Here is a 23,311-nt window from a genome sequence, read left to right as displayed (position 1 = left end):
CAATGCAAGCCTCGCTCATCGCCCCCCTCGGTCTTCGTCGTATGGTCGTAGGGTCTCCCGTCGTTCGGCCTGCCGACGTCATGGGAAACGTTGCCAACACCATCGCGATGGCAGCGTCGGGCGAAGCACTCGGTGCGGACGTCATCGTCTTCCCCGAGCTTGGGCTTACCGGTTACACGTGTGGAGATCTGATCATGCAGGATTCGCTGCTCGAAGCGGCGATGAACGGGGTGGAGAGTATCCGGACATGGACGGAAACGCATCGTCCGATGCTGATCGTCGGTCTGCCACTCGTCGTGGCGACGAGGCTCTACAACGTCGCATGCGTGATTCACGGTGGAAGGATCCTCGGCATCGTGCCGAAGACCATGCTTCCCAATGCACAGGAATTCTACGATGCCCGCTGGTTCACCGGCGGGCATCATGTAGCCGTTTGCGATATACGCATCGGTTCGGCGGTCGTGCCGTTCGGTACGGATCTGCTCTTCGAGGATGCGAACGATGCACGCTTCGTGCTCGGCATCGAGATATGCGAAGATCTGTGGAGCGTCATCCCTCCGAGCTCGATGATGTCGCTGGCAGGTGCCACCATCATCGCCAATCTTTCCGCGAGCAACGATCTCGCAGGAAAGGCGGGCTATCGTCGTGCATTGGTGCGCCAGCAGTCCGCCCGTACCTATACCGCCTATGCCTATGCGTCGGCAGGGATATGGGAGAGCACCACGGATACGGTCTTCGGTGGCCATCTTATGATCGCCGAAGCAGGGGAGATGCTCGCGGAGAACAGCCCGTGTTCCTTCGACGCTTCCATCGTCATGGGAGAGATCGATCTCGATCGTCTCGTTGCCGAACGACGTCTTGCGACGTCCTTCAAACAGGAGCCGGCCGTCGACTCATATCGCCGTGTCCTGTTCGATCACGTTCCCGCCGTGCACGAGACGGTGGCACGCCGGGTCGCGAAGCATCCCTTCGTACCGGAAGAAGGCAGTCAACGTAACGAACGTTGCCACGAGATATTCAACCTTCAGGTGGCGGGCCTCGCCGTACGGATGACCCGTGCTTCGGCCCGGCGTCTGGTCATCGGTGTTTCGGGTGGGCTCGATTCCACGCTGGCCCTGCTGGTCTGTGTGGAAGCGTGCAGGAGATTGAAGCGTCCGCTGGACGATATCCTGGCGATCTCGATGCCCGGCTTCGGTACTACGGATCGTACCCGGAACAATGCGGAACAGCTCGCAGCCACGCTGGGCATTCCGATGCGTGTGATTTCCATCGCCGAGGCCGTGCGGAAGCATTTCACCGACATCGGGCACGACGGCAGGACCCACGACGTGGTATTCGAGAACGCCCAGGCCAGGGAACGCACGCAGATCCTGATGGACGTGGCCAACGGAGAGAACGGCATCGTGGTCGGTACCGGAGATATGTCCGAGCTGGCTCTCGGATGGTGTACCTATAACGCAGACCAGATGTCCATGTACGGCGTCAATGCGGGTGTACCCAAGACGCTCGTGCGTCATCTCATCGAGTGGTATGCCGACAGCATGGCTTCCGTTCCGACGGCAGCGATCCTGGGAGACGTGCTCGCCACGCCGATTTCACCGGAGCTCCTGCCCCCCGGCGAGGACGGAGCCATTTCCCAGAAGACCGAGGACATGATCGGTCCGTACGAACTGCACGATTTCTTCCTCTATCATCTCGTACGACACCAGGCGTCGGTTCGTAAAATCGCCGTACTGGCCGCCGCCGCATTCGACGGTATCTATAGCCCGGCCGTGATATGCCATTGGCTGGATGTCTTTCTCCGACGCTTCATATCACAGCAGTTCAAGCGTTCGAGCATGCCGGACGGGGTCAAGGTAGGGTCCGTGGCCCTGTCTCCCCGGACCGACTGGAGGATGCCCAGCGATGCCTCCGCGGCCGTATGGAGGGCCGAACTGGAGGAGGTTCGCCGTCACTACGGGATCGGTGACGCCTAGGAAGTTCGTATCTTTCTGACGCGGTTTCATTCAACCATACGATATGCAATGGCTACTGATAGCTTCAACAATGGAAGCAAACAACCGACCAGAGTCATTATCTCCGATGATCACGAAATATCTCGTATCGGAATTCGCAGACTCCTATCGATAGCTACCGACGTCGAAATCGTCGCTGAAGCTGTGAATGGTTCTCAGACGGTCGATCTTGTTCGCTCCCTCCGCCCCAACGTGGTATTGATGGACGTTCTCATGCCTGGTCTTTCCGGCATCGAGGCGGCTCAACGCATCAAGCAGGACAATCCGGATACCCTCGTCATCATGCTCAGCTCCTCGGAGGACGAGAAGTCCATCGAACGTGCCATGTATGCCGGTGCCGACGGATATCTGAGCAAGGAAGTGACGTCCCAGGAACTGGTCGAAGCCATCCACAACGTCATGCTCGGTGAACGTGTTTTCAGCCGTTCGATCCTGAATCTGCTGGAAGGCAAGTCGCAGGCTGGCCCGGGCAACGAAATGCCCATCAGCCTGACGAAGCGCGAAGAGGAAATCGTGGGACTCGTGGCCAAGGGACTCACCAGTCAGGAGATCGCCAAGAAGCTGTTCATCTCGCCGCGTACGGTGGAAACGCACCGTGCAAGAATCATGGACAAGCTCGGCGTCAATAATGCCGCAGGACTCGTCCGCTTCGCCCTGCTCCATTCGACCTACTTCAATTCGAACAACACCTCCGACCAATGATCGTCGGTGTCGCATACCCGACGACATGGAACAGGCCACATCATATCTGCACCCCGACGTCGTTGCCAGGCTAGGCAGCATGGAGCTGCGTGCCCGGCTCGTCGTGGAGGGCTTCATCACCGGACTGCACCGCTCGCCCTTCCATGGCTTCAGCGCCGAGTTCTCCGAACACAGGCAGTACCGTCATGGCGATGAACTGAAGCACATCGACTGGAAGATCTACGGCCGGTCCAACCGGTTCTACGTCAAGCAGTACGAGGACGAGACGAATCTCCGCTGCGTGATCGCCGTCGATGCCAGTGCATCGATGAAGTATGCGTCGCAGGGACACATCTCGAAGTTCCAGTACGCCACGTATCTGGCGGCTTCGCTCATGTACCTGGTCCTGCACCAGCGCGACGCCGCAGGGCTCGCACTGTACAACGAGGACCTGCTCCAGTATCTGCCACCACGGTCGAAGATGTCCTACGTGTCCGAACTGATCAGGACGCTCGACCAGGCCACGCCGTCGCAGTCGACCTCGACCGCAGCGGCATTGCATCGTCTGGCGGAGCGGCTCTCGCGCCGGGGGCTCGTCATCGTCATCAGCGATCTGTTCGACGATCCCGCATCGATCATGCAGGCATTGCGGCACTTCCGTCATGACAGTCATGACGTGCTCGTGATGCACGTGCTCGATCCTCGTGAAGTCGACTTCAATTTTTCGTCCCCGGCCGTGTTCAAGGACATGGAATCGGGGCTTGAACTGACAACGCAGCCTCTCCATCTCCAGCGCAGCTATCGCATGGCGATGGAAGAGTTCTGTACCGAGATCAAACGCGGGTGCTATGGGCAGAACATCGACTACGTGCGGATCACGACGGATCGCACGTTCGACGTGGCACTGCGCGAGTATCTCGTAAAACGCGCAAGGGTACGGTAATGAAGCTGAGAGGATTGTATACGGCGATAGTGACTCCGTTCGATGCCGACGGCGAGCTCGATCAGGCCGCCTTCCTGCGTCTGATCGATATGCAGATCGCCGGTGGTGTGAACGGTATCGTGGTGACGGGATCGACGGGCGAAGGCGCCACGACGACGACGGCCGAAAAGGAGCGACTGTGGTCCTGGGCCGTGGAACATGTGGCAGGCAGGGTATCCGTCATCGCCGGAACGGGAACCAACGACACGCGTTCCACCATCGAGCTCACCGCGCTCGCGAAGCGCTGCGGGGCCCAGGCTGCCCTGCTGGTGACACCGTATTACAACAAGCCCACGCAGGCCGGCATCATCGCCCATCACAAGGCCGTCGCCGATGCAGTGGACCTTCCCCAGATCATGTACAACGTTCCCGGACGTACGGCAACGAACGTCCTGGCCGAAACGCAGATCGCCATCGCCGAGGCCAGCACGAACGTCGTGGCCACGAAGGAAGCATCCGCCAACCTCGAACAGATCAGCGAAATCATCCGCAACGCTCCTGCACATTTCAGCGTGCTGGCAGGGGACGATGTCCTGGCTCTGCCGACGATCGCATGCGGTGGCACAGGTGTGATCGCCGTGATCTCCAACTACCTCCCGGTCACGTACGCGGACCTGGTAGGTGCAGCCCTGAAGGGCGACGTCGCTACTGCCGGCAAGCGTCAGCGTCAGTTGATGCCGTATTACAAGGCCAACTTCATCGAATCCAATCCGGTGCCTGTCAAGTACATCATGCACAGGCTCGGGTATATCGGTCCCGACTACCGCCTGCCGCTCGTCCCGCCGCTTGCGTCGACGCGTGCCGCACTGGACGCGTTGCTGCTGGGCATCTCCGATCCCCTCGTCGACTAAGGACGCAGGCATGAACTTTCCCCGCATCATGGGTGTGGTGAACGTCACACCGGATTCGTTTTCCGATGGTGGGCAGTTCATCTCACCCGCGCAGGCCATCGACCATGCGCTGCGCCTGATCGATCAAGGGGCCGATCAGCTCGACATCGGTGGTGAAAGTACACGGCCGGGGGCCGAAGGGATCGTTCCCGTTGATGAAGAGATGCATCGCGTCATTCCCGTCATCGAGGGTATACGCCGCATCCACGCAGGGATCCCGATCTCGATCGATACCAGAAAGGCCATCGTAGCGGAAGCCGCACTGGAGTCCGGAGCGACGATGGTGAACGATGTCACGGCGGGCCGTCATGACCCGGCCATGTTCGCCATTGTCACCCGTCACGACGTACCGTTCGTCGTCATGCATATGCAGGGTACACCCGGCACGATGCAGGATTCACCGATGTATGCGGACGTCGTCGCCGAAGTTCACGAATTTCTTCGGGAGCGGGTGGAAGCCGCACGGAATGCGGGAATCGGTACGGTCTATGTCGATGTCGGAATCGGATTCGGCAAGACACTCGAACACAACCTGTCCCTGCTGCGGAACCTGCAGCGTTTCAACGATCTCGGTGACGGGCAGGTGCTGGGCATTTCACGTAAACGATTCCTCGGCGCCATCACGGGAATCACCGAGCCCAGGGAACGGGACGAGGCCACGGCCCTCATGCATGCATTGCTGGCTGCCGTTCCCGTCTACATGATCAGGGTGCACAACGTCGAACTGATAGGAAGGCTGCGGTTGCTGGTCCGCTCGCTGAACGGCTGAGCCTAGCCGCGGACCCTGAAGGCCTGGATATCGATACCGTACTTGCGGATCTTGTTGTGGAGCGTTTCGCGGCTGACGCCGAGAATGGCCGCCGCCTTGCTGACGTTACCGTTCGTACGTTCCAGCGTCTTCTCGATCTTCATCTTGTCCACCATCGCCAGATCGTCCTTGAGTGAACGGTCCGCGGACAGCAGCGTATCGCCGTTCGCAGGTTGTTGTGGCGAGGACTGATGGTGCGTCGTATGATTCTGCGGTGCGGCCGTGTGTGCTGCAACGGCGTGGGATGCAGGCGCCGCATTCGCCGAACGGCGGATGATGCGGTGCAGGTCCGTCACTTCGAGCTGATCCGTGGCGATCGTCTGCAGGGCCACGCGCAGGACGCTGGCGAGTTCGCGGACGTTGCCGGGCCATTCGTACTGTTGCAGGTATTCGAGCGCAGCAGGTGCGACGGTCTTCGCATCGCCCATTTCACGATTGTGCTTCGCGATGTAGAAGTCGACGATCAGCGGGATGTCCTCGCGTCGTTCACGCAGCGAGGGGATGTAGATCTCGCATTCCCGCAGTCGATGGTAGAGCTGTTCGCGGAAACGGCCGTCCTGCATCGCCGATACGAGGTCGCGGTCCGTAGCCGAAACGAAACGGAGATCCACTTCTTCGGTTTCGACGGAGCCGACGCGGCGTACGGCCTTCTGCTCCGTAGGCAGAAGAAGATTGGCCTGCAGCTCGAGCGGCATGTCGCCGATCTCGTCCATGAACAGCGTACCCCGGTGAGCCTGATGGAAGAGGCCGCGCTTGTTCTCCATGGCGCCGGAGAAGGCACCCTTGACATGGCCGAACAGTTCGCTCTGGAACAGGTCGCGGGGGATATTCGGAATGTCGACGGTGATGAAGGGATACTTCGAGCGCTTGCTCACGCCGTGCAGGGCCGTGGCCACGAGCTTCTTGCCGGTGCCCGTTTCACCCGTGATCAGAACGTTGAGATCGGTGCGGCCATAGCGCAGGATCTTGTCGGCGACGTCCATCATGGCCGTGCTGCGTCCGATGATGCCCTGCGTTTCGATCATGCGCCGGAGTTCCTCGTTGGAACGGTCGTTATGGACGCGTTCCATCGCACTCTTCAGTACGTCGACGAGGCGATCGTTGCTGAGGGACGACTTGTCGATGAAGTTGAGGGCACCGAGCTTCGTTGCCTTCACGGCAGTTTCGATCGTTCCCTTGCCCGAAATCATGATGACGGGAATGGACGGAAAGTGCCGGATGGAATGTCCCAATACGTCGATACCCGTCATCGAGGACTGGCTGCCGAATTCGATGTCAAGCAGCATGAGGCCTACGTCACGGCTGTTGCCTTCGAGGAAGGACAGTGCGCTTTCGGGGCTGTTGCGGATTTCCGTATTCCAACCTTGTGATTGGACGACATCAGCGATGGTGGAACAGAAATCCAGGTTGTCGTCGACGATGAGAATCTTCATGGGATGCGGAGTCAATTGGCGGGCACGAGCTGCATGAGCGCCTCGTACTGTGCACGGAAGTCCCGACTTTGGAATGTCTGTAGATCGGGATTCCATACCACGCGTAAATATACGCCTGTTCGTGGATTCACATATTCGACGAACCGTCCGCGAATCCCCCGAACGTTCAATGCCTGTGTCTTGAGAAATGCATCCTTCGTTGCTGCGGCTTCCTCGCAATACGCCGCCTGATCAACGAAGCCCAGATACGTGCGCGGAAGAGAGTCCGCGGCCGATTTCGGTCCCTCGAACCGAAACACTTCACCCTTGGTCGTAAGCTCGTATCCTTCGACGGTCGAGATGGAATCATGTTCCGTGCCCCAGCGGATCACCAGCTCCTTGAGGGATTCGCCGATGCATGGTGCAGTCGTCGTCGGCCGGGATGAGCCGCAACCGCCGAGCCATGCCGCGCAGGTCGTGGCGACGATGCAGGTGATGACGAGGGAATGCTTCATGCGTTGGACTTCAATCGTGCGAGCGAACGTTCACGGCCGAGGAGTTCCATGGTGTCGAACAGTCCGGCACCGACGCTCTTGCCGGTGAGGACCGCACGAAGCGGATGGAGCAGGGCACCCATCTTGAGGCCGCGCTCCTTGGCATATGCCGACGCGAGATCGTGCAGCGTGGCATGATCGAACGACGGAGCTGCGTCGAATATCGTGGAGAGATCGGCGATCATCGCAGCGGTCCCTTCGTTCCAGTGCTTGGCGCGATACTCTTCGTCGATGGTAACGGTGTCCGAGAACAGGTAGTCGGCGAACTGGACGACGTCCTTCACGAACGTGATGCGCTCACGCAGCAGGGTGATGACGCGCGCCACGTAGGCGGGATCGACGTAGGTATAGCCTGCCTCTTCGAGCATCGGCATGATGCCGGGGACCATCGTCGCAGGGTCCTTGCTCTTGAGGTATTCGCCGTTCATCCATTCGAGCTTCTTGTAGTCGAAGACGGCGCCTGCCTTGTTCACGCGTTCGAGCGAGAAGGCCTCGACGAGTTCGGTCATCGAGAAGATCTCGCGGTCGCTTCCGGGATTCCAGCCGCAGAGGGCCACGAAGTTGACGAGTGCATCCGGGAAGTATCCCTTCGCAGCGAAGTCGCGTACCATGACGTCGCCATGGCGTTTGCTCATCTTCGACCTGTCGGGGTTGAGGAGCAGTGGTACGTGCGCGAAGACGGGAGCCTCCCATCCGAAGGCTTCGTAGAGCAGGACGTGCTTCGGTGTCGACGGCAGCCACTCTTCCGCGCGGATGACGTGCGTGATCTCCATCAGATGGTCGTCGACGACGTTGGCCAGGTGATAGGTCGGGAAGCCATCGCTCTTGAGCAGGATCTGGTCGTCGATCTCACGGCCGTTGACGACGACATCACCGCGGATCTCGTCGTGAAAGCGTACGTCCGCCTGAAGCGGAACCTTGAGCCGTATGACGTGATGGGCACCTTCGCCCAGGAGGCGTTGTGTCTCCTGCTCACCGAGCGTATACTGGTTACGCATGGACGACCGATCGTACTTCGGTGCGATGCCTGCGGCCTGTTGGCGTACGCGCATGGCATCGAGTTCCTCGGATGTATCGAAGGCATAGTAGGCGTGGCCCGTTTCGACGAGCTTCATACCGTATTCGCGGTAGAGCGGGAAGCGTTCGCTCTGGACGTAGGGACCAAAGTTTCCGCCGACGTGCGGACCTTCGTCGAAGATCACACCGGCCCATGCGAGCGATCCGATCTGTTCCTCCATGGCGCCTTCGACGAGGCGTGTACGGTCCGTATCCTCGATACGAAGGATGCACGAGCCGCCGTTGTGCTTGGCGAACAGGAAGTTATAGAGCGCTGTGCGCAGGCTTCCGATATGGAGGAAACCCGTCGGTGACGGTGCGAAGCGAACGCGTGGAGGCTTGTTGGTTGATGCTTGCATGGCGGATTCGTGTTCTTGAATGATGGGTGGCGTTCCGTCACCCGGTATTCCGGACGTCACAGTCCGGCTTCGACTTCTGCCCAGGTCTTCTCCGTTTCGTAGACGCGCACACGGACGGCGTCGAGCCTGTGGTCGTGGGGCAGGCGTTCCACGATACGTTCGAGGAGCATGCGTGCGATGTTCTCGGCAGTGGTCGGGAAGCCGACGCTGACGACCTTCATCGGATGTGCTGCGAAGAAGTCTCCGAGCACGGTGTCGGACGTATCGAGAAGGAAGCAGTGATCGAGTTCATCGATGATCGGCTGCACCATCGTCTTGACGTCGAAGTAGTCCATGACCATGCCGTCGGCCGCAGGCTCGCCGGCGAGGACGACGAGAGCTTCGTACGAATGACCGTGGATGTTCCGGCAGAGGCCAGGATGGGTGGGCAGGCGATGGCCCATTTCCCAGCGGAAGGTTTTGGAGATCGTTGTGCGCATCGATCAGCTCTTGACGTATTCGGCGACGATGATACTGTTGATGCCGCCGCGTGCCTTCCATTCCGCGGTGACCTTCATCGAACGCGGTGCACAGCATGCCACGAGATCGTCGAGGATCTGGTTGGTCACGGCTTCGTAGAAGATGCCCTTGTTGCGGAAGTCGAGATAGTAGTATTTCAGGGCCTTCAGTTCGATACACGTCGCATCCGGTACGTACTCGACGGTCATCGTGCCGAAGTCGGGCAGGCCCGTCTTCGGGCATACCGACGTGAATTCGGGGTTCACGTGCGTGATGGTGTACGGGCGCTCGGGGCGCGGATTGGGGAACGTTTCGATGGTCATGACGGATTCCAGCGGTTAGATCGTAGAAGGGGCCGGACCGCACTGGCACGGCGAACGGCAAATTTACGGAAGATAAAACAGAGAAGCCCGGCTCCAGGGAGCCGGGCTTCGGGAGATGGCCGGAATATGGTTCCGTCAGTCGTTCGTCAGGAGGCTGGGCAGCATGACGAGGGTGTGTTCGTGCAGGCCGAGATCGGTCAGCGTGGCCGCGTGCTTGACCTGCTCCTTCATCGGTCCCGGAAGGGTCTTCCAGACCTGTTCGACGGGCGTTCCCTTGTCCGTCACGGCCGCCAGGAAGTTCTGGACGGTCGACGTGTTCGTGTGGTTCTCTTCGGTGTCGTCGTTATCGTTGAGGCCGAGCATGCGCAGCAGGGCGTCGATGCTGTTGGTCTTCTCCGGATACATCCGGATTCGCACCTTCACGTCCTCCGCGATACCGAGGCGTTTCTTGACGACCTTGATGGTTTCGAGCAGGCCGCCGTTGATGTCCACGAGACCGTTGGCTCTGGCCGCCTCACCGGTCCATACGCGGCCACGGGCGAGAAGGCGCGTTTCCTCGAAGGACTTCTTGCGGCTGTCGGCGACTTTCTGGACGAAGCGGCGATAGACGCCGGAACCGAATTCGTGGAAGACCTTCTTGTCCGTCTCCGACATCGGCATGGTGACGTTCAGGAAGTGAGCCGAGCGTCCCAGCGTGATGGTGTCGGTGGTGACGCCGATCTTGCTCATGGTGCCGGAGAGGTTGGGGATGGCCGAGATTACGCCGATGGAGCCCGTGATCGTGCTGGGATGGGCGATGATCGTATCGCAGGCCATGGCCATGTAGTATCCGCCGGACGCGGCCACGTCGCTCATCGAAGCATAGACGGGCTTCGTCTTGCGGATGTCCACGATGGCATCCCAGATCTCGTCCGACGCCATCGCCGAGCCCCCGGGGCTGTCGATGCGGAGGATGATGGCCGAGATGTCGTCGTTGTCGCGTGCGGCCCGCAGTTCCTTGATCAGGTTCTTGGCATAGATCCCTTCGTTGTCGAAGGCATTGTCATTCTTGCCCGGGCGGATGGCGCCGCTCGCATAGACGATCGCGACGGTATGGTTGCGATCGGTGGCGGCTTCGGCAGCCTTGGCGTCGACCGAGCTGACGTACTTGTTGATCGAGAGCAGGCGGAGGGTTCCGGATTCACTGGAATCCTTGGGATCGATGCGCAGGCGGATGCGGTCCCGCACGCCGCTTTCCATCGCGACACCATCGATGAACTTGTTCGCCAGGGCCGTATCCGTCGTGAAGATGCCGCGGTCCAGCGCCGCGCGAACGGCGGCAGGATCGAGCTTGCGGCTTGCGGCGATGGCGTCGACGAACGTGCGTTCACGTTGTTCGACGATGGCACGCAGTTCTTCCTTGGCTGGTCCGGTCCAGTTGCTGCGGCTCATCGTTTCGGCGGCCGACTTGTATTCCTCGAACTGCTCCACGTGCCATTCCACGCCGAGCTTGTCGAAGGCGCCCTTGAGGAACGGAGCGGACGCGCCGAAGGCGTTGATCGTCACGAGCGCTTCCTGCGGCATGAAGATCGAATCGGCGACGGATGCGAGGAAGTAGTGGGCCTTGGTGCCGCCTTCCATGTAGGCATAGATGAACTTGCCGGACGTCTTGAAGTCGATGAGGGCGTCGCGTACTTCGGACAGCTTGGCATAGCCGATACCTTCGCCGCCGGCTCGGTAGTAGATGCCCTTGATCTTCGTGTCTTCCTTGGCGCGGCGGATCGCCAGAAGCACGTCGAACAGCGTCACACTGCGTTTGTTGTTACCGAAGTTGAAAGGTGCGGGAACGTCGTACTCCTGCAGTCCGTTCGAGAGATCGAGCAGCAGGACGGAATTGTTCCTCACGGATACGGGCTCGTCCTTGCTTCCGAGGCCACTGGTGACGGCGCTCACGAAGATGCCGATGATGGCGATGAAGACGACGAGGATACCTCCGATGATGGCCACGGGAATCCACCACCGCGTCCTGCGGCGGGGTTGGTAGGCCATGGGTGGAGGCGGTACGGGCGGAGGGGTATGGCTATCTTGCATGTATCGTGGCTCCGGTCAAATGGCTGGGAAAAGGAACGGGATGCGGTACGCTCCCCATTCCGAAAGGTTGCATACGACTGGAAATTACATCATGGATCTCTCCCGCTATACCTACGACCTTCCCGAACAACGCATCGCCCGGCATCCTCTCGAAGAACGTGACTCCAGCCGCCTGCTCGTGGCGGACGTCGAGGAAGGAACCATCCGGCATCGTGTCTTCAGCGATATCGCCGATCTCCTTCCAGAGGGATCGATGCTCGTCGTGAACAGGACGCGCGTCATCGCTGCGAGGCTGCAGCTCTTCAAACCGACGGGTGGACGTGTCGAAGTGTTCCTCGTGAATCCCGTCGCTCCGTCACCCGATCCCGCCATCGTTCTCGCTTCCAGAGAGCCCAGTGACTGGGAATGTCTGATCGGCGGGCGTCATGTACTGCAGGACATGGTTCTCGTGGACCGGATTTCCGGGGATGCGAATCTCCGCGCCGTGGTACTGTCGAAGACGGATGGCGAAGCCACGGTACGGTTGCAGTGGTCGACGGGTGGAACGTTGTCCGCCATCCTCGAAGAATACGGCAGCGTTCCCTTGCCCCCATATCTGCATCGCGATGCCGAAGAGTCGGACAAGGAACGATATCAGACCGTCTTCGCCAGGGAAGAGGGATCGGTGGCCGCACCGACGGCCGGGCTTCACTTCACACCTCGCGTGATGGACGCACTCGGAGAGAAAGGGGTCGCGACGGCTGCAGTGACGCTGCACGTGGGGATGGGAACGTTCAAGCCGGTCAGCGCCGCCGATGTCCGTGATCATGTGATGCACCGTGAACGGATCGGCATCGCACGAACGGAGCTGGAACGTATCGTGGAACATACGGCCCACGACGAGGCATGGATCACCGTCGTCGGTACGACGTCGTTGCGCACGCTGGAATCGGTCTATCTGTTCGGAGCACGCCTCGTGCGTGATGGCTTCGATACGGATGGCCTCGACATCGGTCAGTGGGATGCCCTCGATACGACGCTTACGTCCGTGTCGCGTCATGACGCATTCGACGCCGTACTGGAATGGATGAAGGCGAACGATATGGAGACGTGCTGGGGGACGACGGCCGTCATGCTGTTGCCCGGGGCCGCGATACGATCCTGCGACGCTCTCGTCACGAACTTCCATCAACCCGGAAGCACGTTGCTTCTTCTCGTGGCGGCACTGTGTGGTGAGCCGTTCTGGCGGACGATCTACGGCACGGCGTTGGCCGATGGCTACCGCTTCCTGAGTTACGGTGATAGTTCGCTGATCATGCGGCGATCACTGCGCTGACGGCAGGCGTTCGACGTAGCGGACGATGGGGGGAATGGTACCGACGGACCACGTACCGGCGGGCACCGTGACGCGAGGCCGTACGAAGCCGTCCAATAGCTTGTCGGCTTCAGGCAACGCGACCTGGATATCGTTGATCGATACCCTGGCCAGATCTTCCACACCGCCGCGCAGGATGACCTTGACGTGCGTAGGAAATACCATCGACGTTTCCTTGTTCAGCGACGGCGGCATCGTCACAGGAACGTCGGCGACGATCTGATCGGCCAGTTGCTGGACGTTGACGCGTACATGGACGGTATTGGGGACGACGTTCAGCATCGTCGACATCGTATCGCTCACGGGAATGGTCGTATTCACGGGCTCGTGGACGTCGGTCAATATCACGCGCTCCGTATACCATCGCTTCAACGACTGAAGGATGGGCCCACTGCCGCGTACTTCCACGTTCGCAGGGCTCACGACAGGTTCGCCTACCATCAGGAATCCCTGACGGGTCGAGACGCTGTATCGCAGTTTCACGGGAAGGGACCGGATCGTGAGGTCTCCCGTTGCCAGTATCATCGTCGACGGGCGGACGCTCTGCGTCGTCATGGACTGCGTCGTCGTGATCGACCGGACGATATCGTCCTTGGTGATCCGATACATCGCCTGGCTTTCGGGCTTCATCTTCCCGAGATCGAGCGTACATGCCGACGTTCGCGAGAACAGCTTGAGATTGAGCAGTTGCAGTCCCGTTGCGCGCGCGCGTACGACGATCCGCTGCGGTACGGTGGACAGCAGCGCCTGGTTGGGCGGTGGTATCACCGTGAGCGGTAGCTCGACGTCGTCTTCATACATCCTGTTCAATGATACGTACCCCCACAGCAGCGAGGCGAGCATCATGCAGAAGATGAGGACGCCGATGGAGTGACGGCGTGCAGCCATGTAGGATCGTCCGGACTGAGTTTGAGATAGTTGCGGACCGTTTCCCGCTTGATGACGAGATCGTTGATGCGATAGACGATCCGGTCGCGTGCATCGACGTCGCCGACATCGTCCACCACACGCATCAACGATGCGAGATCGTGCTGGATGCGGTGCAGATGGAGATTCACGAGTGCGTCACGTACCAGCAGCGACACTTCCTGTGGAGGCATGTCGACGTTGAACCGCTCCCACTGGGCACTGACCTTGACCGTGCTGTAGGCGATGTCCGCCACTTCCTGACGTTCCGTCGGCGACAGCTCCTCGTCGTTGAGCACGGGATGGAGCGCATCATGATGTTCGTCCTCGGCGATGACGATACGCTGGAATATACGTCGTCCGCCCTCACTCCAGAACGTTTCGTCCGTCACTTGATACTTGTGCATCAGCATGGCGAGGCCGTGATCCATGGTAAGGGCGATACGGATCAGTTCGCGTTCCGACGTCAACATGACGGGTGTGGTCGACAGGACATCCGCAGGCTGCTGCGGTTCCGTCGTCTGCGGCACCGGAGGCGCAGATCGCGAGGTGGAGGTCGGCTTCGGTGCGGACAGGACGGTGGCGAGTTCGCGCAGGAGGAAGTTCTCCTGGAGACGGAACCGTTCGGCCAGTTCGCGGACGAGGAATGGATGCCGGAGCCTGTCGGGGACGGAGGCTATCCATTGAAGGAGGGTCCGTACGGCCTTGGCCTGATGCGCGGGATCGTCCAGCAACCCGAGGTCGCGGAACCGTTCGGCCTGGAATTCGAGGAAGGACACTGCACCGTCGAGCATCGTCTGCATGCTGTCCGCACCCTGGTCACGGATGATGCTGTCGGGATCCGAGCCTGCGGGAAGGACGACGACGCGAACGTCGAAGCCGATGGACAGTGCCAGCTCGATGGCCCGCGTCATCGCCTGTTGTCCGGCATTGTCCGCGTCGAACAGCAGGGTGACCGTATCGGCGTAGCGATGCAGCAGTTGCAGATGTTCGCGGGTGAGAGACGTTCCGCTGCTGGCGACGGTATTGATGAAGCCGCCCTGATGCATCGACACGACGTCGGCCTGGCCTTCGACGATGATGGCCGTACGCAGTTCGTTGATCTTGCGCTTGGCCCTGTCCAGACCATAGACGATGCGGCTCTTGTCGAACAGCAGGCCCTGCGGTGAGTTGATGTACTTGGGCTGCCCTTCGGCATCGGCCAGGATACGTGCGCTGAAGCCCACGACCCGGCCCTGGTCGTCGCGGATGGTGAAGACGGCCCGTCCGCGGAAACGGTCGTACATGCGACCGTCCTCGCGGACGACGACGAGGCCTGCATCGACCATATGCTCGTCGGTGAATCCGTTGCCGCGCAGATGCAGGATGGTCGCGTCCCATGCGGCGGGAGCGGCACCGAGCGTGAAGTCCGTGATGGTCTTCGCGGTGAATCCGCGTTTCGCGAAATAGTCCGTGGCCGTGGCTCCGGCCGGACTGGTCAGTACCTGGGCGTAGAATTCCGCCGCCGTACGCAGTGCAGCGAAGGCTCCGTCCTTGCGACCATGGATACCGGTCGGATCGTCCTGACGTTCTTCGGGAATGACGATACCCGCGCGTGCGGCCAGGATCCTGATGGCATCGACGAAGCCGACGTGCTGGTACTCGGTGACGAAGGTGATGGCATTGCCGGCCTTGCCGCAACCGAAGCACTTGTAGATGCCGCGCTCGGGATTGACGTTGAAGGACGGTGTCTTCTCGTTGTGGAACGGGCACAGACCGAGGTAGTTGCGCCCCATCTTCTTCAGACGGACGTGCTCGCCGATGACGTCGACGATGTCCGACGCCGCACGTACTTCATCGATGATGTGGTCCGGTATGCGCATGGGAGTGGTGGTCGTTACCCCGGTGTACTACCGGAGCCTGGAGCGAAGCTGGCCTATGGTCGTTCCGAGAACGGGATGGAGCATGTCGGGAGCGATTTCCGCAGCGGGATCGAGCACGAAGGCGCGCTCATGCATCCTCGGATGGGGAATCGTGAGCAAGGGCGTATCGATGACCTGCACTCCGTACAGGATGATGTCGATATCGATTTCGCGTTCCCTCCACCGATCCCGATGTTGCCGCCCGATCCGGCGTTCGATGTCCTTGCAGATGCTGAACAACTCTTCCGCGCCGAGCGACGTCGTTCCGGTGATGGCGGCATTCAGGAAGTCGGGCTGGTCGGTGTAGCCCACCGGCTCCGTCGCATACATCGACGAACGCCGGGTATCCGTCAGTGCTTCCAGTTCGAGAAGGCGCATGGCCTCTTCGATGCGCTCTCGCCGTGGTTCCAGATTCGCGCCCAGAGCCAGGAGGATGCGTATCATGCCAGGGGCCTCATCCTTCACGTACGACGCTGTACTCGGCTTCCACGTAGTCGATGATCTGCTGGATCGGCACGTTCATCTTACGTACGCGGACCGTAGCCTGGTGGATGGTGCCGAAACGGTCGAGGATGGCCGTCGCCACGTCATAGGCGATGGTCTCGATGAGATCGTAGGGTTCACCGTTCATATGCTCGTTCACGATGAAGAGCACTTCCTCGTAATTGATCGTATCGTTCAGGTTGTCGCTCACCACCGCCTGCGTGGCATTGTAGAACAGATCGACATCGACCTGGTAGCGGCCACCGAGTTGTTGTTCTTCGTTCCTGACGCCGTGGAAGGCATAGAATTCGGCGTTCGAGATGCTGAGGCGTGTGAGCGCTACGTGTCTGGCCATGTCGGAATCCGATGATGTCGATGGTGAAGTATGGACGACGAATCTACGGGCATTCCCAGCCTTTTGCTAATATCGTCCCCTGACGAACGTCAACGTAGTGCCATTTTCCCCGGAGCAAGCCATGAAAACCAAACTCGTAGGTGCCATCAACGACCAGATCTGTGCCGAATTCAAGTCGGCATACCTGTATCTGGCCATGGCCGCTTGGTTCACGGAGAACAACCTTCCTGGATTCGCCCACTGGATGAAGCTGCAGTGGCAGGAAGAGACCCAGCATGCCATCAAGCTCTACGACTTTCTCCACAGCCGTGGTGCTTCCGTCACGCTGCAGGCGATGGACGCGCCGAAGAAGAATTTCAAGGCACCTCTCGAGATCTTCGAGCAGGTCCGCAAGCACGAGACCATGATCACGGAGCGTATCAACGCACTGTACGAACTTGCCGTTCAGGAGAAGGATTATCCCCTGCAGATCGTTCTGCAGTGGTTCATCAACGAACAGGTCGAAGAAGAATCCCAGGTGATGGAAATCGTCGAACGCCTCAAGCTGATCGGCTCCGACGGTCCTTCCATCTACCTGTTCGACCGTCAACTGGCCGGACGTGCCACGACGGCTTCTTCAACAAAGGAATAAATCCGACCCATGTACGACCTCTCGCGTCAGCGTACGCGTACCTTGCTGGAAGCCGCCCGTGGGGCGGAGATCGCCGTCGTCGGCGACGTGATGCTCGACCGTTATTTCTGGGGCTCGGTGAGCAGGGTGTCGCCAGAAGCTCCCGTGCCCGTCGTCGACATCGACAACGAGACGTTTCATCTCGGTGGTGCGGCCAACGTCGCGGGCAATCTCCTCGCCCTCGGTGCCAGGCCGTTACTCTGCGGCGTGATCGGCGACGATACGTCCGGGCGCCTCCTGTGTCAGATCGCGGAAGATGCGGGCCTGGACCCTTCGTCGTTCGTGGTCTCGGAAGGACGCCCGACGACGGTGAAGACGCGCGTGATCGGTAACAATCAGCAGATCGTTCGCCTCGATCGCGAAACGCGTTCCGACGTCCCCGACCGCGTCATCGAACGTGTCGTGCAGCATCTCGGATCGCGCGAAGCGCTGCGGGGCATCATTCTCGAAGACTACAACAAGGGCTTCCTTTCGACCGAGCTCATCACGCGGGTGATCGCCCTCGCCAACGAACGGAACATTCCCGTCTTCGTCGATCCCAAACGACAGAACTTCTTCGCCTACAAGGGTGCCTATCTCGTCAAGCCCAATCGGAAGGAAGCGCAGGAAGCGCTTGGATACGGACTCCATTCCGATGCCGATATCCTGCGTGCCGGACAGGAACTGCGGAACCGCCTGGCCTGCACGAACGTCCTCATCACGCTCGGTGCTGCCGGAATGATGTTGTTCGAAGGCAATGGCGACGTGAGTTCCGTACCGACGATCGCGAAGAAGGTGGCCGATGTTTCCGGTGCCGGAGATACGGCCATCGCCACGCTGGCCTTCATGGTGGCGGCAGGTGCCTCCATACGTGAGGCCGCCGCCCTCGCCAACGTCGCCGCAGGAATCGTCGTCGAAGAACCGGGCATCGTCTCGATCACGACGTCGACGCTCCTTCAGGCTATCGCCGACGAGGACGACGTTCCGGCATCGTTGCAAGGAGAACATCGATGATCGTCACCACCAAGGAAGAACTCGTCGCACTGCGCGATGACCTGCGCGGGCAGGGACGCCGTGTCGTCTTCACGAACGGCTGTTTCGATATCCTGCATGCAGGTCACGTCATGTATCTCGAGGCCGCACGGGAGTTCGGCGACGTGCTCGTCGTGGGATTGAACAGCGACGATTCCGTCCGTCGTCTGAAAGGACCCGAGAGACCCATCAATACGGCCGACGATCGTGCCCGAGTGCTGGCGGCATTGCGCTGCGTCGATCATGTCGTGGAATTCACGGACGATACGCCGCTGGACGTCATCACGCTCTTGTTGCCGGACGTGCTCGTGAAGGGGGGCGACTATACGCGCCATACGGTCATCGGCGCGGACGTCGTGGAAGAGCATGGGGGACGCGTCGAGATCATTCCGCTACTGAAGGGACGTTCGACGACGTCGATCATCACTCGCGCGCGAACGGTCTGAACCATATCTCGCCGATGCTGAAGGCTACGGAGAGCCGTCCGAAGACGTTCTGCTGGCCGCTCCCACCCATCGGAGTACGGATGCCGAGCGTCGCTGCGGCATCGACCATCGCGGCACCGCCAAGCGGGAAGTTGAAGCCGCCGCTCACGAAGTATTCCGCGAGCGTCGATCCCTGTACCTTGTAGTACATCTGCTGATAACCGACACCCGCACTGTAGCCGACGCGTTCGCCGAAGGTGGCGTTGGTGTGGTGTGCACCGGACTGCGCCGCGGCAGCCGTAGCGCGGAAGGCCGTACCGTAGGTGGCGTTCGGGGTCTGCTGGACGTTCAGGCCGGAATAGTCTTCGAACTGAAGGTCCGCACCGATCTGTGTCCGTCCGTTCTTCCACGTCGCACCGAGTCCTGCCGTGAAGGGCAGGGCCGATGTCTTGTTGTAGGTCATCGTACTGTCGAAGAACAGCTCTCCGGGACGGACGCCGACGGCACGATCGGTATGCTCTACCGAGGCATTGCCTCCGCCGCCGATGATGGCGCCGATGAAGATGTTCTGGGCGACGTTCCAGTAGATGCCGCCACGGAAGAGCAGGCCGCGGACGTCGTAGGAAGAGATGGACTGGGATGTATAGTATCCGCCGGCATCGACGATGACCTGATCCGTCTGCGTGATCGTTCCGAACAGGGCCTGCATGCTGGCACCGACGTAGAGACGATCGGTGATCTTCGTCGAAGCACCCAGAATGATGGCAGAGATACCGCCGTCGCCGATCTGCAGGCTGTGGCCGCTTATCGTCTGTCCTTCGATCGTCGTCGACAGGGGGCGGGAGAGGCTGTAGTTCACGGACGAATAGGGCAGGAGGCCGAAGTTGATACCGATGCCCAGGGACGTGTCGACGGAGAACATGCTCATTACGCCGTCGAGTTCGCCGTTGTTCTGATAACTGTTACGGCCGCCCTGTATGTTCAGGTTCTGCTTGAAGTGGTAGCCGGTCTGCAGGCGGGTATAGGGTGTCATTCCCAGCAGGGCCGGATTCACCGTGTTGATGCCGTGGTCGGTCTGCATGGCGATGGACGTGCCGGCCATTGCGTCGTACAATGCGCCTACGCCACGACGAAGGTCTCCGAGACCGAAGATGGAATAGTTCGAGCCGCCCTGGGCATGGCTCTGCGTCGTCAACACCGCGATGGAAACGATCGAGAGAACGAGAATGCGGCGCATCATTGCAATACCTTCGGAACCGTATAGATCAGGGTGACGCGTGGCCGCAGGGTGGTATCGGCATTCGCACCGTGCAGACGGATACGGTTCATGCGCCAGAATTCGGAGCTTCCTTCGGGGGAGATCAGGATGGTACCCTTGCGATCCGCATTACGCAGGATCAACTGGAAGATGAATCCCATGTTGGTGAACGCATAGCCATAGGAGTCGTCCCGTCTGGTCGTCGTGGACAACGCCGTACCGGATGGCGGGACATACTCGCATTTCAGCAGTTCGTCGAGTCCGCCCCGTCCCGCCTTGCTGGCCGCGGGATCGGCATTGACGCGCGCGGTGGCACCGAGGACGATGGCATTGCGTGGTAGTGCGTTGAGGTCGACGTACATGGATATACGATAGACGCGGGAGCCCTGCAGCACCAGTTCACCCGGCTGGGGTACCGGTGTGTTCGTGAAACAGGCCACGACGGATTCCATGTAGGTCGTATCGTTATCCGTGCTGTCCTTGTGCCTGATGATGAACCGCATGGCCATGATCTGGTTCTGCCCGTTCAGATTCCTGAACTGACGGATCGAGGAGCCGGACGAGGGTAGAAGGACGAAGCCATGGAGCTCCTTCCTCAAGGTGGAATCGACGCCCTTGGTCAGCCAGCGCTTGGCCGCGACGGGATCGAAGGGAACGTAGACCAGGCTGTCGGCGGTATCCACCAGCGTCTTGCTGAACGAACACACCTGCGGTGTGCCCGTGGAATAGTAGGACGTGGCGCCGCTCGACGTCCAGATGCTGTCCCATGTCGCCTGCGGATCCCATTCCTTCTGCAGTTCGTAGGCTTCCACAGCCAGGGTCCGATCGTTGGTATCGCCGTAGATGTAGTATTGCGGACGCATCATCAGCTCGGCGGCGACGACGTCGTAGTCCGTAGCCGGTGGCAGATTCGAGGGATAGTTGACCAGTTCGATGAAGAGGCGTGCCTCGGAGTCGTCTGTCTTTCCGAAGAGGAAGTACGTGTTGTTGAAGATCGGTGACTGCTTCGGGGTCAGGACCACGGAATCGACGAGCGGTACCGTGATGGACGACAGCGCATACAGTGAATCCGTACCCGGGATGATGTCCGTACCGAGGTCGGTGGGTTTGTCGTTGCAGGCAGCCAGTACGAACAGGGCCGTCAGTCCGATGACGTACATGCCAACGGAACGGCGGAGCGCGGTGAGGAACGCCACGGTTATTTCGTTTCCTTCATCAGGTTGCGATAGAGTTCGTCGTAGGGCAGTGCCGAAGCACCCCAGCCGACGGGTGTCGTCATGGCATTGCTGACGATGGCATTCCAGGTTTCTTGTTGACCGTGGGCCTTGATGGCGCGTTTCATTGCCTTGCCCAGATCCGCCGCATCGGCCTTCTTGAAGAGGAAGGCGTTGCCCGTACCCTTGGTTTCGTCGATGTCGACGAGACCTTCCGTGATGCCTCCGGTGGTGCGGATGACGGGAATCGTGCCGTAGACGAGGGCCACGCGCTGGAACTGGCCCGAAGCTTCCGTACGCGACGGCTTCATGATGACCGTAGCTCCGGCGATGAGGTGGTGGAGGAATTCCTCGTCGAATGCCGGACGATAGCATACCTGTTGAGGATGCTTCTTGGCGAGCGCTTCGAAGTTCTTGGACAACGCTGCAGGAATGTCCGTTGCGATGACGACCTGGACACCGTCGGCGATCAGGGAAGGAATGGCGTCCGCGACGATATCGGCGCCCATGGCTTCGGTCAGCGGACCGACGAAGGCGGCGATCATCGCCGAGGGATTGACGGCCAGACCGGCAGCCTTCTGGAGGAATTCCTGTGCTGCCGCCTTGTTGGAAAAGTCGGTCGAATCGAACTTCGATTTCAGATTGACGTCCGTCTTGGGATTCCACTGCATCAGGTCGACGCCGTGAGGAATACCCGTGAGCGGCTTCTTGTGCAGAAGGGGAAGCCAGTTCTCCTTGAATTCCTTCGTAGCCAGCAGTTCCGATGCGTAGCCGGGCGACAGCGTCGTGACGCGGTCCGCATAGACGAGGCCTGCGCGGAGGAAGTTCGTCTTGTTCTTGTACTTGGCCGCTTCGAGCGCTTCTTCGGGAAGTCCCGTCTTCGCGAGCGTCTTGAGGGGGAAGACGCCTTGTTCGTTGAAGTCGGTGATCGTCATCACGATCTTCGTCTTCCGGAACTCCTGGGCGAACATCGTACGGATATAGGCGGGGATCAGAGCCGTCTGCCAGCCCATGCAATGGATCACGTCGGGGAACCATCCGAGCAGCATGCACGTTTCCAGTACCGTGCGATTGAAGAAGATGAAGCGTTCGTCGTTGTTCGGGAATTCCTTGCCCGATGCGATATCGTGCATGATGCCCTTGTTCACGTCGAGGTAGTTCGAGTTCGTCGTGATGTAGGCCTGTACTTTTACGCGTGGGTTGTTGATCGAGGAGGATTTGACCGTCGCGGGGTGGGCTTCTTCTCCGATGGGAATCGGGATGTCACGCAGGCGGTTGATTTCATGAATGCGGTTCTTGCGTTCGGAGATGAATCCATACTTCGGCATCATCACACGGATGTCGTGTCCCACTTCACGTACACCCAGTGAATGGGCGTAGCAGAGGTCCGCATATTCCGTCGTCTTGATGAACGGATAGACTTCACTGGACACGAACAAGACGCTCAGCGGTTTGGCCATGACTTTCGATCGTAGTGTGCGACACGGTTGCGCTCAAAGTGCAAAAATAGGGAAATAAGGGGTAGTATGTCTCTGATGCCTGCGGACTTCGGTGGAGTCGGGGCTTCTCGCCATGCTGTTCGGACGTCATGTACCCGTATGCCTTCGCAGATATCGATCGGGTATCGGAGATGGGTGAACCTGTTGCATGTCCTGTTGTCGATAGTGGCCATGTGCATGCTGGAACGACGTGCGCAATCCATCATGTATGCATTCGTGAGTGCGGGGATGATGGTGCTCGTGGGACGGGGAACCATGCGGCGAAATGCAGCGAACGCTGCTCGACGCTTCGCTGGAACACCTGGTGTTCCGGATGCCCGGAAGGCGATGAAAACGATATGATGGTGTTCCTGAATGGCGGTAGATGGTATCGTTCATCGCATCGATGCGGTCATCGGAAAGATTTTTTTCGAATGGAAGAGCTGTTCCCGAAAACCCAGTATTCATGCGGGTTTGAAGGCTGTCCGCATCCTCTTCCCGGAGGGCTGGATTCAGTACGTCACGCATGGTTTTTCACATGACCATTTGGTGAAGAGGAGAAAGTGCCGTAAGTTTGTCGTCCCTGAAGCGCGCAACTGTGCAACGGG

The 23,311-nt window shown here is 59.8% G+C and carries 23 protein-coding genes and 1 pseudogene; 11 read left to right on the top strand and 13 right to left on the bottom strand.

The window, feature by feature from the left end; translation table 11 throughout:
- Positions 1 to 2 precede the first annotated feature (2 nt).
- Genes BGO89_06400 through BGO89_06380 form a run of 5 tightly spaced genes read left to right on the top strand, consistent with a single transcriptional unit; the run spans position 3 to position 5,337 of the window.
- Complete coding sequence (locus BGO89_06400) at positions 3 to 1,976, top strand: NAD(+) synthase (GenBank protein ID OJX57601.1); 1,974 nt, start codon at positions 3 to 5, stop codon at positions 1,974 to 1,976.
- Positions 1,977 to 2,024: 48 nt separating this feature from the next.
- On the top strand, positions 2,025 to 2,717 hold the full coding sequence (locus BGO89_06395; protein OJX57600.1) for a hypothetical protein: 693 nt from the start codon (positions 2,025 to 2,027) through the stop codon (positions 2,715 to 2,717).
- A 25-nt stretch (positions 2,718 to 2,742) separates the two neighbouring features.
- The gene (locus BGO89_06390) at positions 2,743 to 3,639 is read left to right on the top strand and encodes a hypothetical protein (GenBank protein ID OJX57599.1); all 897 of its coding nucleotides are present in this window, start codon (positions 2,743 to 2,745) and stop codon (positions 3,637 to 3,639) included.
- Positions 3,639 to 4,529 carry a 4-hydroxy-tetrahydrodipicolinate synthase gene (locus tag BGO89_06385; GenBank protein OJX57598.1) on the top strand — a complete coding sequence of 297 codons (891 nt, stop codon included), beginning with the start codon at positions 3,639 to 3,641 and terminating at the stop codon, positions 4,527 to 4,529. The genes BGO89_06390 and BGO89_06385 overlap by 1 nt, the downstream gene beginning before the upstream one ends.
- 10 nt (positions 4,530 to 4,539) lie before the next feature.
- Positions 4,540 to 5,337, top strand: a complete 798-nt coding sequence (locus tag BGO89_06380) for a dihydropteroate synthase (protein OJX57597.1) — start codon at positions 4,540 to 4,542, stop codon at positions 5,335 to 5,337.
- Between the two features lie 2 nt (positions 5,338 to 5,339).
- On the opposite strand, the gene BGO89_06375 is transcribed toward BGO89_06380, so the two are convergent.
- The 6 genes from BGO89_06375 to BGO89_06350 form a co-directional block, all read right to left on the bottom strand.
- A complete protein-coding gene (locus BGO89_06375) occupies positions 5,340 to 6,809 on the bottom strand; it encodes a hypothetical protein (GenBank protein OJX57596.1) in 1,470 nt (489 codons plus the stop codon).
- Between the two features lie 11 nt (positions 6,810 to 6,820).
- Positions 6,821 to 7,303, bottom strand: a complete 483-nt coding sequence (locus BGO89_06370) for a hypothetical protein (protein ID OJX57595.1) — start codon at positions 7,301 to 7,303, stop codon at positions 6,821 to 6,823.
- Positions 7,300 to 8,757 (bottom strand): glutamate--tRNA ligase, encoded by a 1,458-nt coding sequence (locus tag BGO89_06365; GenBank protein ID OJX57594.1) that lies wholly within the window; start codon positions 8,755 to 8,757, stop codon positions 7,300 to 7,302. Before BGO89_06365 ends, BGO89_06370 begins: the two co-directional genes overlap by 4 nt.
- Before the next feature lie 56 nt (positions 8,758 to 8,813).
- Positions 8,814 to 9,236 carry a hypothetical protein gene (locus tag BGO89_06360; protein ID OJX57593.1) on the bottom strand — a complete coding sequence of 141 codons (423 nt, stop codon included), beginning with the start codon at positions 9,234 to 9,236 and terminating at the stop codon, positions 8,814 to 8,816.
- A 3-nt stretch (positions 9,237 to 9,239) separates the two neighbouring features.
- Positions 9,240 to 9,578 carry an NADPH-dependent 7-cyano-7-deazaguanine reductase QueF gene (locus BGO89_06355; GenBank protein ID OJX57592.1) on the bottom strand — a complete coding sequence of 113 codons (339 nt, stop codon included), beginning with the start codon at positions 9,576 to 9,578 and terminating at the stop codon, positions 9,240 to 9,242.
- Between the two features lie 135 nt (positions 9,579 to 9,713).
- Positions 9,714 to 11,564, bottom strand: a complete 1,851-nt coding sequence (locus BGO89_06350) for a signal peptide peptidase SppA (protein OJX57591.1) — start codon at positions 11,562 to 11,564, stop codon at positions 9,714 to 9,716.
- Positions 11,565 to 11,688: 124 nt separating this feature from the next.
- Here BGO89_06350 and BGO89_06345 point away from each other — a divergent pair, with 124 nt between their 5' ends.
- Positions 11,689 to 12,963, top strand: coding sequence for a hypothetical protein (locus BGO89_06345; protein OJX57590.1), 1,275 nt, complete (start codon positions 11,689 to 11,691; stop codon positions 12,961 to 12,963).
- Here the strand turns inward: BGO89_06345 and BGO89_06340 are convergent.
- From BGO89_06340 to BGO89_06325, 4 genes are read right to left on the bottom strand one after another with little or no spacing between them, the layout of a single operon-like run.
- The gene (locus BGO89_06340; GenBank protein ID OJX57589.1) at positions 12,952 to 13,848 is read right to left on the bottom strand and encodes a hypothetical protein; all 897 of its coding nucleotides are present in this window, start codon (positions 13,846 to 13,848) and stop codon (positions 12,952 to 12,954) included. The two genes, BGO89_06345 and BGO89_06340, sit on opposite strands and share 12 nt — an antisense overlap.
- On the bottom strand, positions 13,845 to 15,770 hold the full coding sequence (locus tag BGO89_06335; protein ID OJX57588.1) for a DNA primase: 1,926 nt from the start codon (positions 15,768 to 15,770) through the stop codon (positions 13,845 to 13,847). The genes BGO89_06340 and BGO89_06335 overlap by 4 nt, the downstream gene beginning before the upstream one ends.
- A 27-nt stretch (positions 15,771 to 15,797) precedes the next feature.
- Positions 15,798 to 16,253 (bottom strand): 2-amino-4-hydroxy-6-hydroxymethyldihydropteridine diphosphokinase, encoded by a 456-nt coding sequence (locus tag BGO89_06330; GenBank protein OJX57852.1) that lies wholly within the window; start codon positions 16,251 to 16,253, stop codon positions 15,798 to 15,800.
- A gap of 10 nt (positions 16,254 to 16,263) precedes the next feature.
- Positions 16,264 to 16,647 carry a dihydroneopterin aldolase gene (locus BGO89_06325; protein ID OJX57587.1) on the bottom strand — a complete coding sequence of 128 codons (384 nt, stop codon included), beginning with the start codon at positions 16,645 to 16,647 and terminating at the stop codon, positions 16,264 to 16,266.
- A 121-nt stretch (positions 16,648 to 16,768) separates the two neighbouring features.
- Between BGO89_06325 and BGO89_06320 the strand changes: the two genes are divergently transcribed.
- From BGO89_06320 to BGO89_06310, 3 genes are read left to right on the top strand one after another with little or no spacing between them, the layout of a single operon-like run.
- Positions 16,769 to 17,278, top strand: coding sequence for a ferritin (locus tag BGO89_06320; protein ID OJX57586.1), 510 nt, complete (start codon positions 16,769 to 16,771; stop codon positions 17,276 to 17,278).
- A 9-nt stretch (positions 17,279 to 17,287) separates the two neighbouring features.
- Positions 17,288 to 18,310 (top strand): hypothetical protein, encoded by a 1,023-nt coding sequence (locus tag BGO89_06315; protein ID OJX57585.1) that lies wholly within the window; start codon positions 17,288 to 17,290, stop codon positions 18,308 to 18,310.
- Positions 18,307 to 18,774 carry a hypothetical protein gene (locus tag BGO89_06310; GenBank protein ID OJX57584.1) on the top strand — a complete coding sequence of 156 codons (468 nt, stop codon included), beginning with the start codon at positions 18,307 to 18,309 and terminating at the stop codon, positions 18,772 to 18,774. Before BGO89_06315 ends, BGO89_06310 begins: the two co-directional genes overlap by 4 nt.
- Here the strand turns inward: BGO89_06310 and BGO89_06305 are convergent.
- From BGO89_06305 to BGO89_06295, 3 genes are read right to left on the bottom strand one after another with little or no spacing between them, the layout of a single operon-like run.
- Positions 18,752 to 19,993: a hypothetical protein gene (locus BGO89_06305; protein OJX57583.1), complete on the bottom strand. Its 1,242-nt coding sequence runs from the start codon at positions 19,991 to 19,993 to the stop codon at positions 18,752 to 18,754. The two genes, BGO89_06310 and BGO89_06305, sit on opposite strands and share 23 nt — an antisense overlap.
- On the bottom strand, positions 19,990 to 21,171 hold the full coding sequence (locus BGO89_06300) for a hypothetical protein (GenBank protein ID OJX57582.1): 1,182 nt from the start codon (positions 21,169 to 21,171) through the stop codon (positions 19,990 to 19,992). The genes BGO89_06305 and BGO89_06300 overlap by 4 nt, the downstream gene beginning before the upstream one ends.
- 38 nt (positions 21,172 to 21,209) lie before the next feature.
- Positions 21,210 to 22,685 (bottom strand): hypothetical protein, encoded by a 1,476-nt coding sequence (locus BGO89_06295; GenBank protein OJX57581.1) that lies wholly within the window; start codon positions 22,683 to 22,685, stop codon positions 21,210 to 21,212.
- Between the two features lie 138 nt (positions 22,686 to 22,823).
- On the opposite strand from BGO89_06295, the gene BGO89_06290 reads away from it, so the two are divergent.
- Both BGO89_06290 and BGO89_06285 read left to right on the top strand, forming a co-directional pair.
- Positions 22,824 to 23,066 (top strand): hypothetical protein, encoded by a 243-nt coding sequence (locus BGO89_06290; GenBank protein OJX57580.1) that lies wholly within the window; start codon positions 22,824 to 22,826, stop codon positions 23,064 to 23,066.
- Positions 23,067 to 23,078: 12 nt separating this feature from the next.
- Positions 23,079 to 23,311 (top strand): annotated as a pseudogene (locus tag BGO89_06285) (hypothetical protein).

It is taken from the genome of Candidatus Kapaibacterium thiocyanatum, from assembly GCA_001899175.1.
Taxonomy (GTDB): Bacteria; Bacteroidota; Ignavibacteria; order Kapaibacteriales; family Kapaibacteriaceae; genus Kapaibacterium; species Kapaibacterium thiocyanatum.
This window is presented reverse-complemented; position numbering and strand designations above follow the sequence as displayed.

Excerpts from the sequence above, each read along its gene's own strand:
- BGO89_06335 (OJX57588.1), bottom strand. The coding sequence starts at position 15,770 with ATGCGCATACCGGACCACATCATCGATGAAGTACGTGCGGCGTCGGAC.
- BGO89_06310 (OJX57584.1), top strand. The coding sequence starts at position 18,307 with ATGATCGTCACCACCAAGGAAGAACTCGTCGCACTGCGCGATGACCTG.
- BGO89_06385 (OJX57598.1), top strand. The coding sequence starts at position 3,639 with ATGAAGCTGAGAGGATTGTATACGGCGATAGTGACTCCGTTCGATGCC.
- BGO89_06325 (OJX57587.1), bottom strand. The coding sequence starts at position 16,647 with ATGGCCAGACACGTAGCGCTCACACGCCTCAGCATCTCGAACGCCGAA.
- BGO89_06395 (OJX57600.1), top strand. The coding sequence starts at position 2,025 with ATGGCTACTGATAGCTTCAACAATGGAAGCAAACAACCGACCAGAGTC.
- BGO89_06305 (OJX57583.1), bottom strand. The coding sequence starts at position 19,993 with ATGATGCGCCGCATTCTCGTTCTCTCGATCGTTTCCATCGCGGTGTTG.
- BGO89_06295 (OJX57581.1), bottom strand. The coding sequence starts at position 22,685 with ATGGCCAAACCGCTGAGCGTCTTGTTCGTGTCCAGTGAAGTCTATCCG.
- BGO89_06330 (OJX57852.1), bottom strand. The coding sequence starts at position 16,253 with ATGATACGCATCCTCCTGGCTCTGGGCGCGAATCTGGAACCACGGCGA.
- BGO89_06380 (OJX57597.1), top strand. The coding sequence starts at position 4,540 with ATGAACTTTCCCCGCATCATGGGTGTGGTGAACGTCACACCGGATTCG.
- BGO89_06365 (OJX57594.1), bottom strand. The coding sequence starts at position 8,757 with ATGCAAGCATCAACCAACAAGCCTCCACGCGTTCGCTTCGCACCGTCA.
- BGO89_06375 (OJX57596.1), bottom strand. The coding sequence starts at position 6,809 with ATGAAGATTCTCATCGTCGACGACAACCTGGATTTCTGTTCCACCATC.
- BGO89_06370 (OJX57595.1), bottom strand. The coding sequence starts at position 7,303 with ATGAAGCATTCCCTCGTCATCACCTGCATCGTCGCCACGACCTGCGCG.
- BGO89_06300 (OJX57582.1), bottom strand. The coding sequence starts at position 21,171 with ATGTACGTCATCGGACTGACGGCCCTGTTCGTACTGGCTGCCTGCAAC.
- BGO89_06345 (OJX57590.1), top strand. The coding sequence starts at position 11,689 with ATGCGGTACGCTCCCCATTCCGAAAGGTTGCATACGACTGGAAATTAC.
- BGO89_06400 (OJX57601.1), top strand. The coding sequence starts at position 3 with ATGCAAGCCTCGCTCATCGCCCCCCTCGGTCTTCGTCGTATGGTCGTA.
- BGO89_06290 (OJX57580.1), top strand. The coding sequence starts at position 22,824 with ATGCCTTCGCAGATATCGATCGGGTATCGGAGATGGGTGAACCTGTTG.
- BGO89_06340 (OJX57589.1), bottom strand. The coding sequence starts at position 13,848 with ATGATGCTCGCCTCGCTGCTGTGGGGGTACGTATCATTGAACAGGATG.
- BGO89_06360 (OJX57593.1), bottom strand. The coding sequence starts at position 9,236 with ATGCGCACAACGATCTCCAAAACCTTCCGCTGGGAAATGGGCCATCGC.
- BGO89_06355 (OJX57592.1), bottom strand. The coding sequence starts at position 9,578 with ATGACCATCGAAACGTTCCCCAATCCGCGCCCCGAGCGCCCGTACACC.
- BGO89_06390 (OJX57599.1), top strand. The coding sequence starts at position 2,743 with ATGGAACAGGCCACATCATATCTGCACCCCGACGTCGTTGCCAGGCTA.
- BGO89_06315 (OJX57585.1), top strand. The coding sequence starts at position 17,288 with ATGTACGACCTCTCGCGTCAGCGTACGCGTACCTTGCTGGAAGCCGCC.
- BGO89_06320 (OJX57586.1), top strand. The coding sequence starts at position 16,769 with ATGAAAACCAAACTCGTAGGTGCCATCAACGACCAGATCTGTGCCGAA.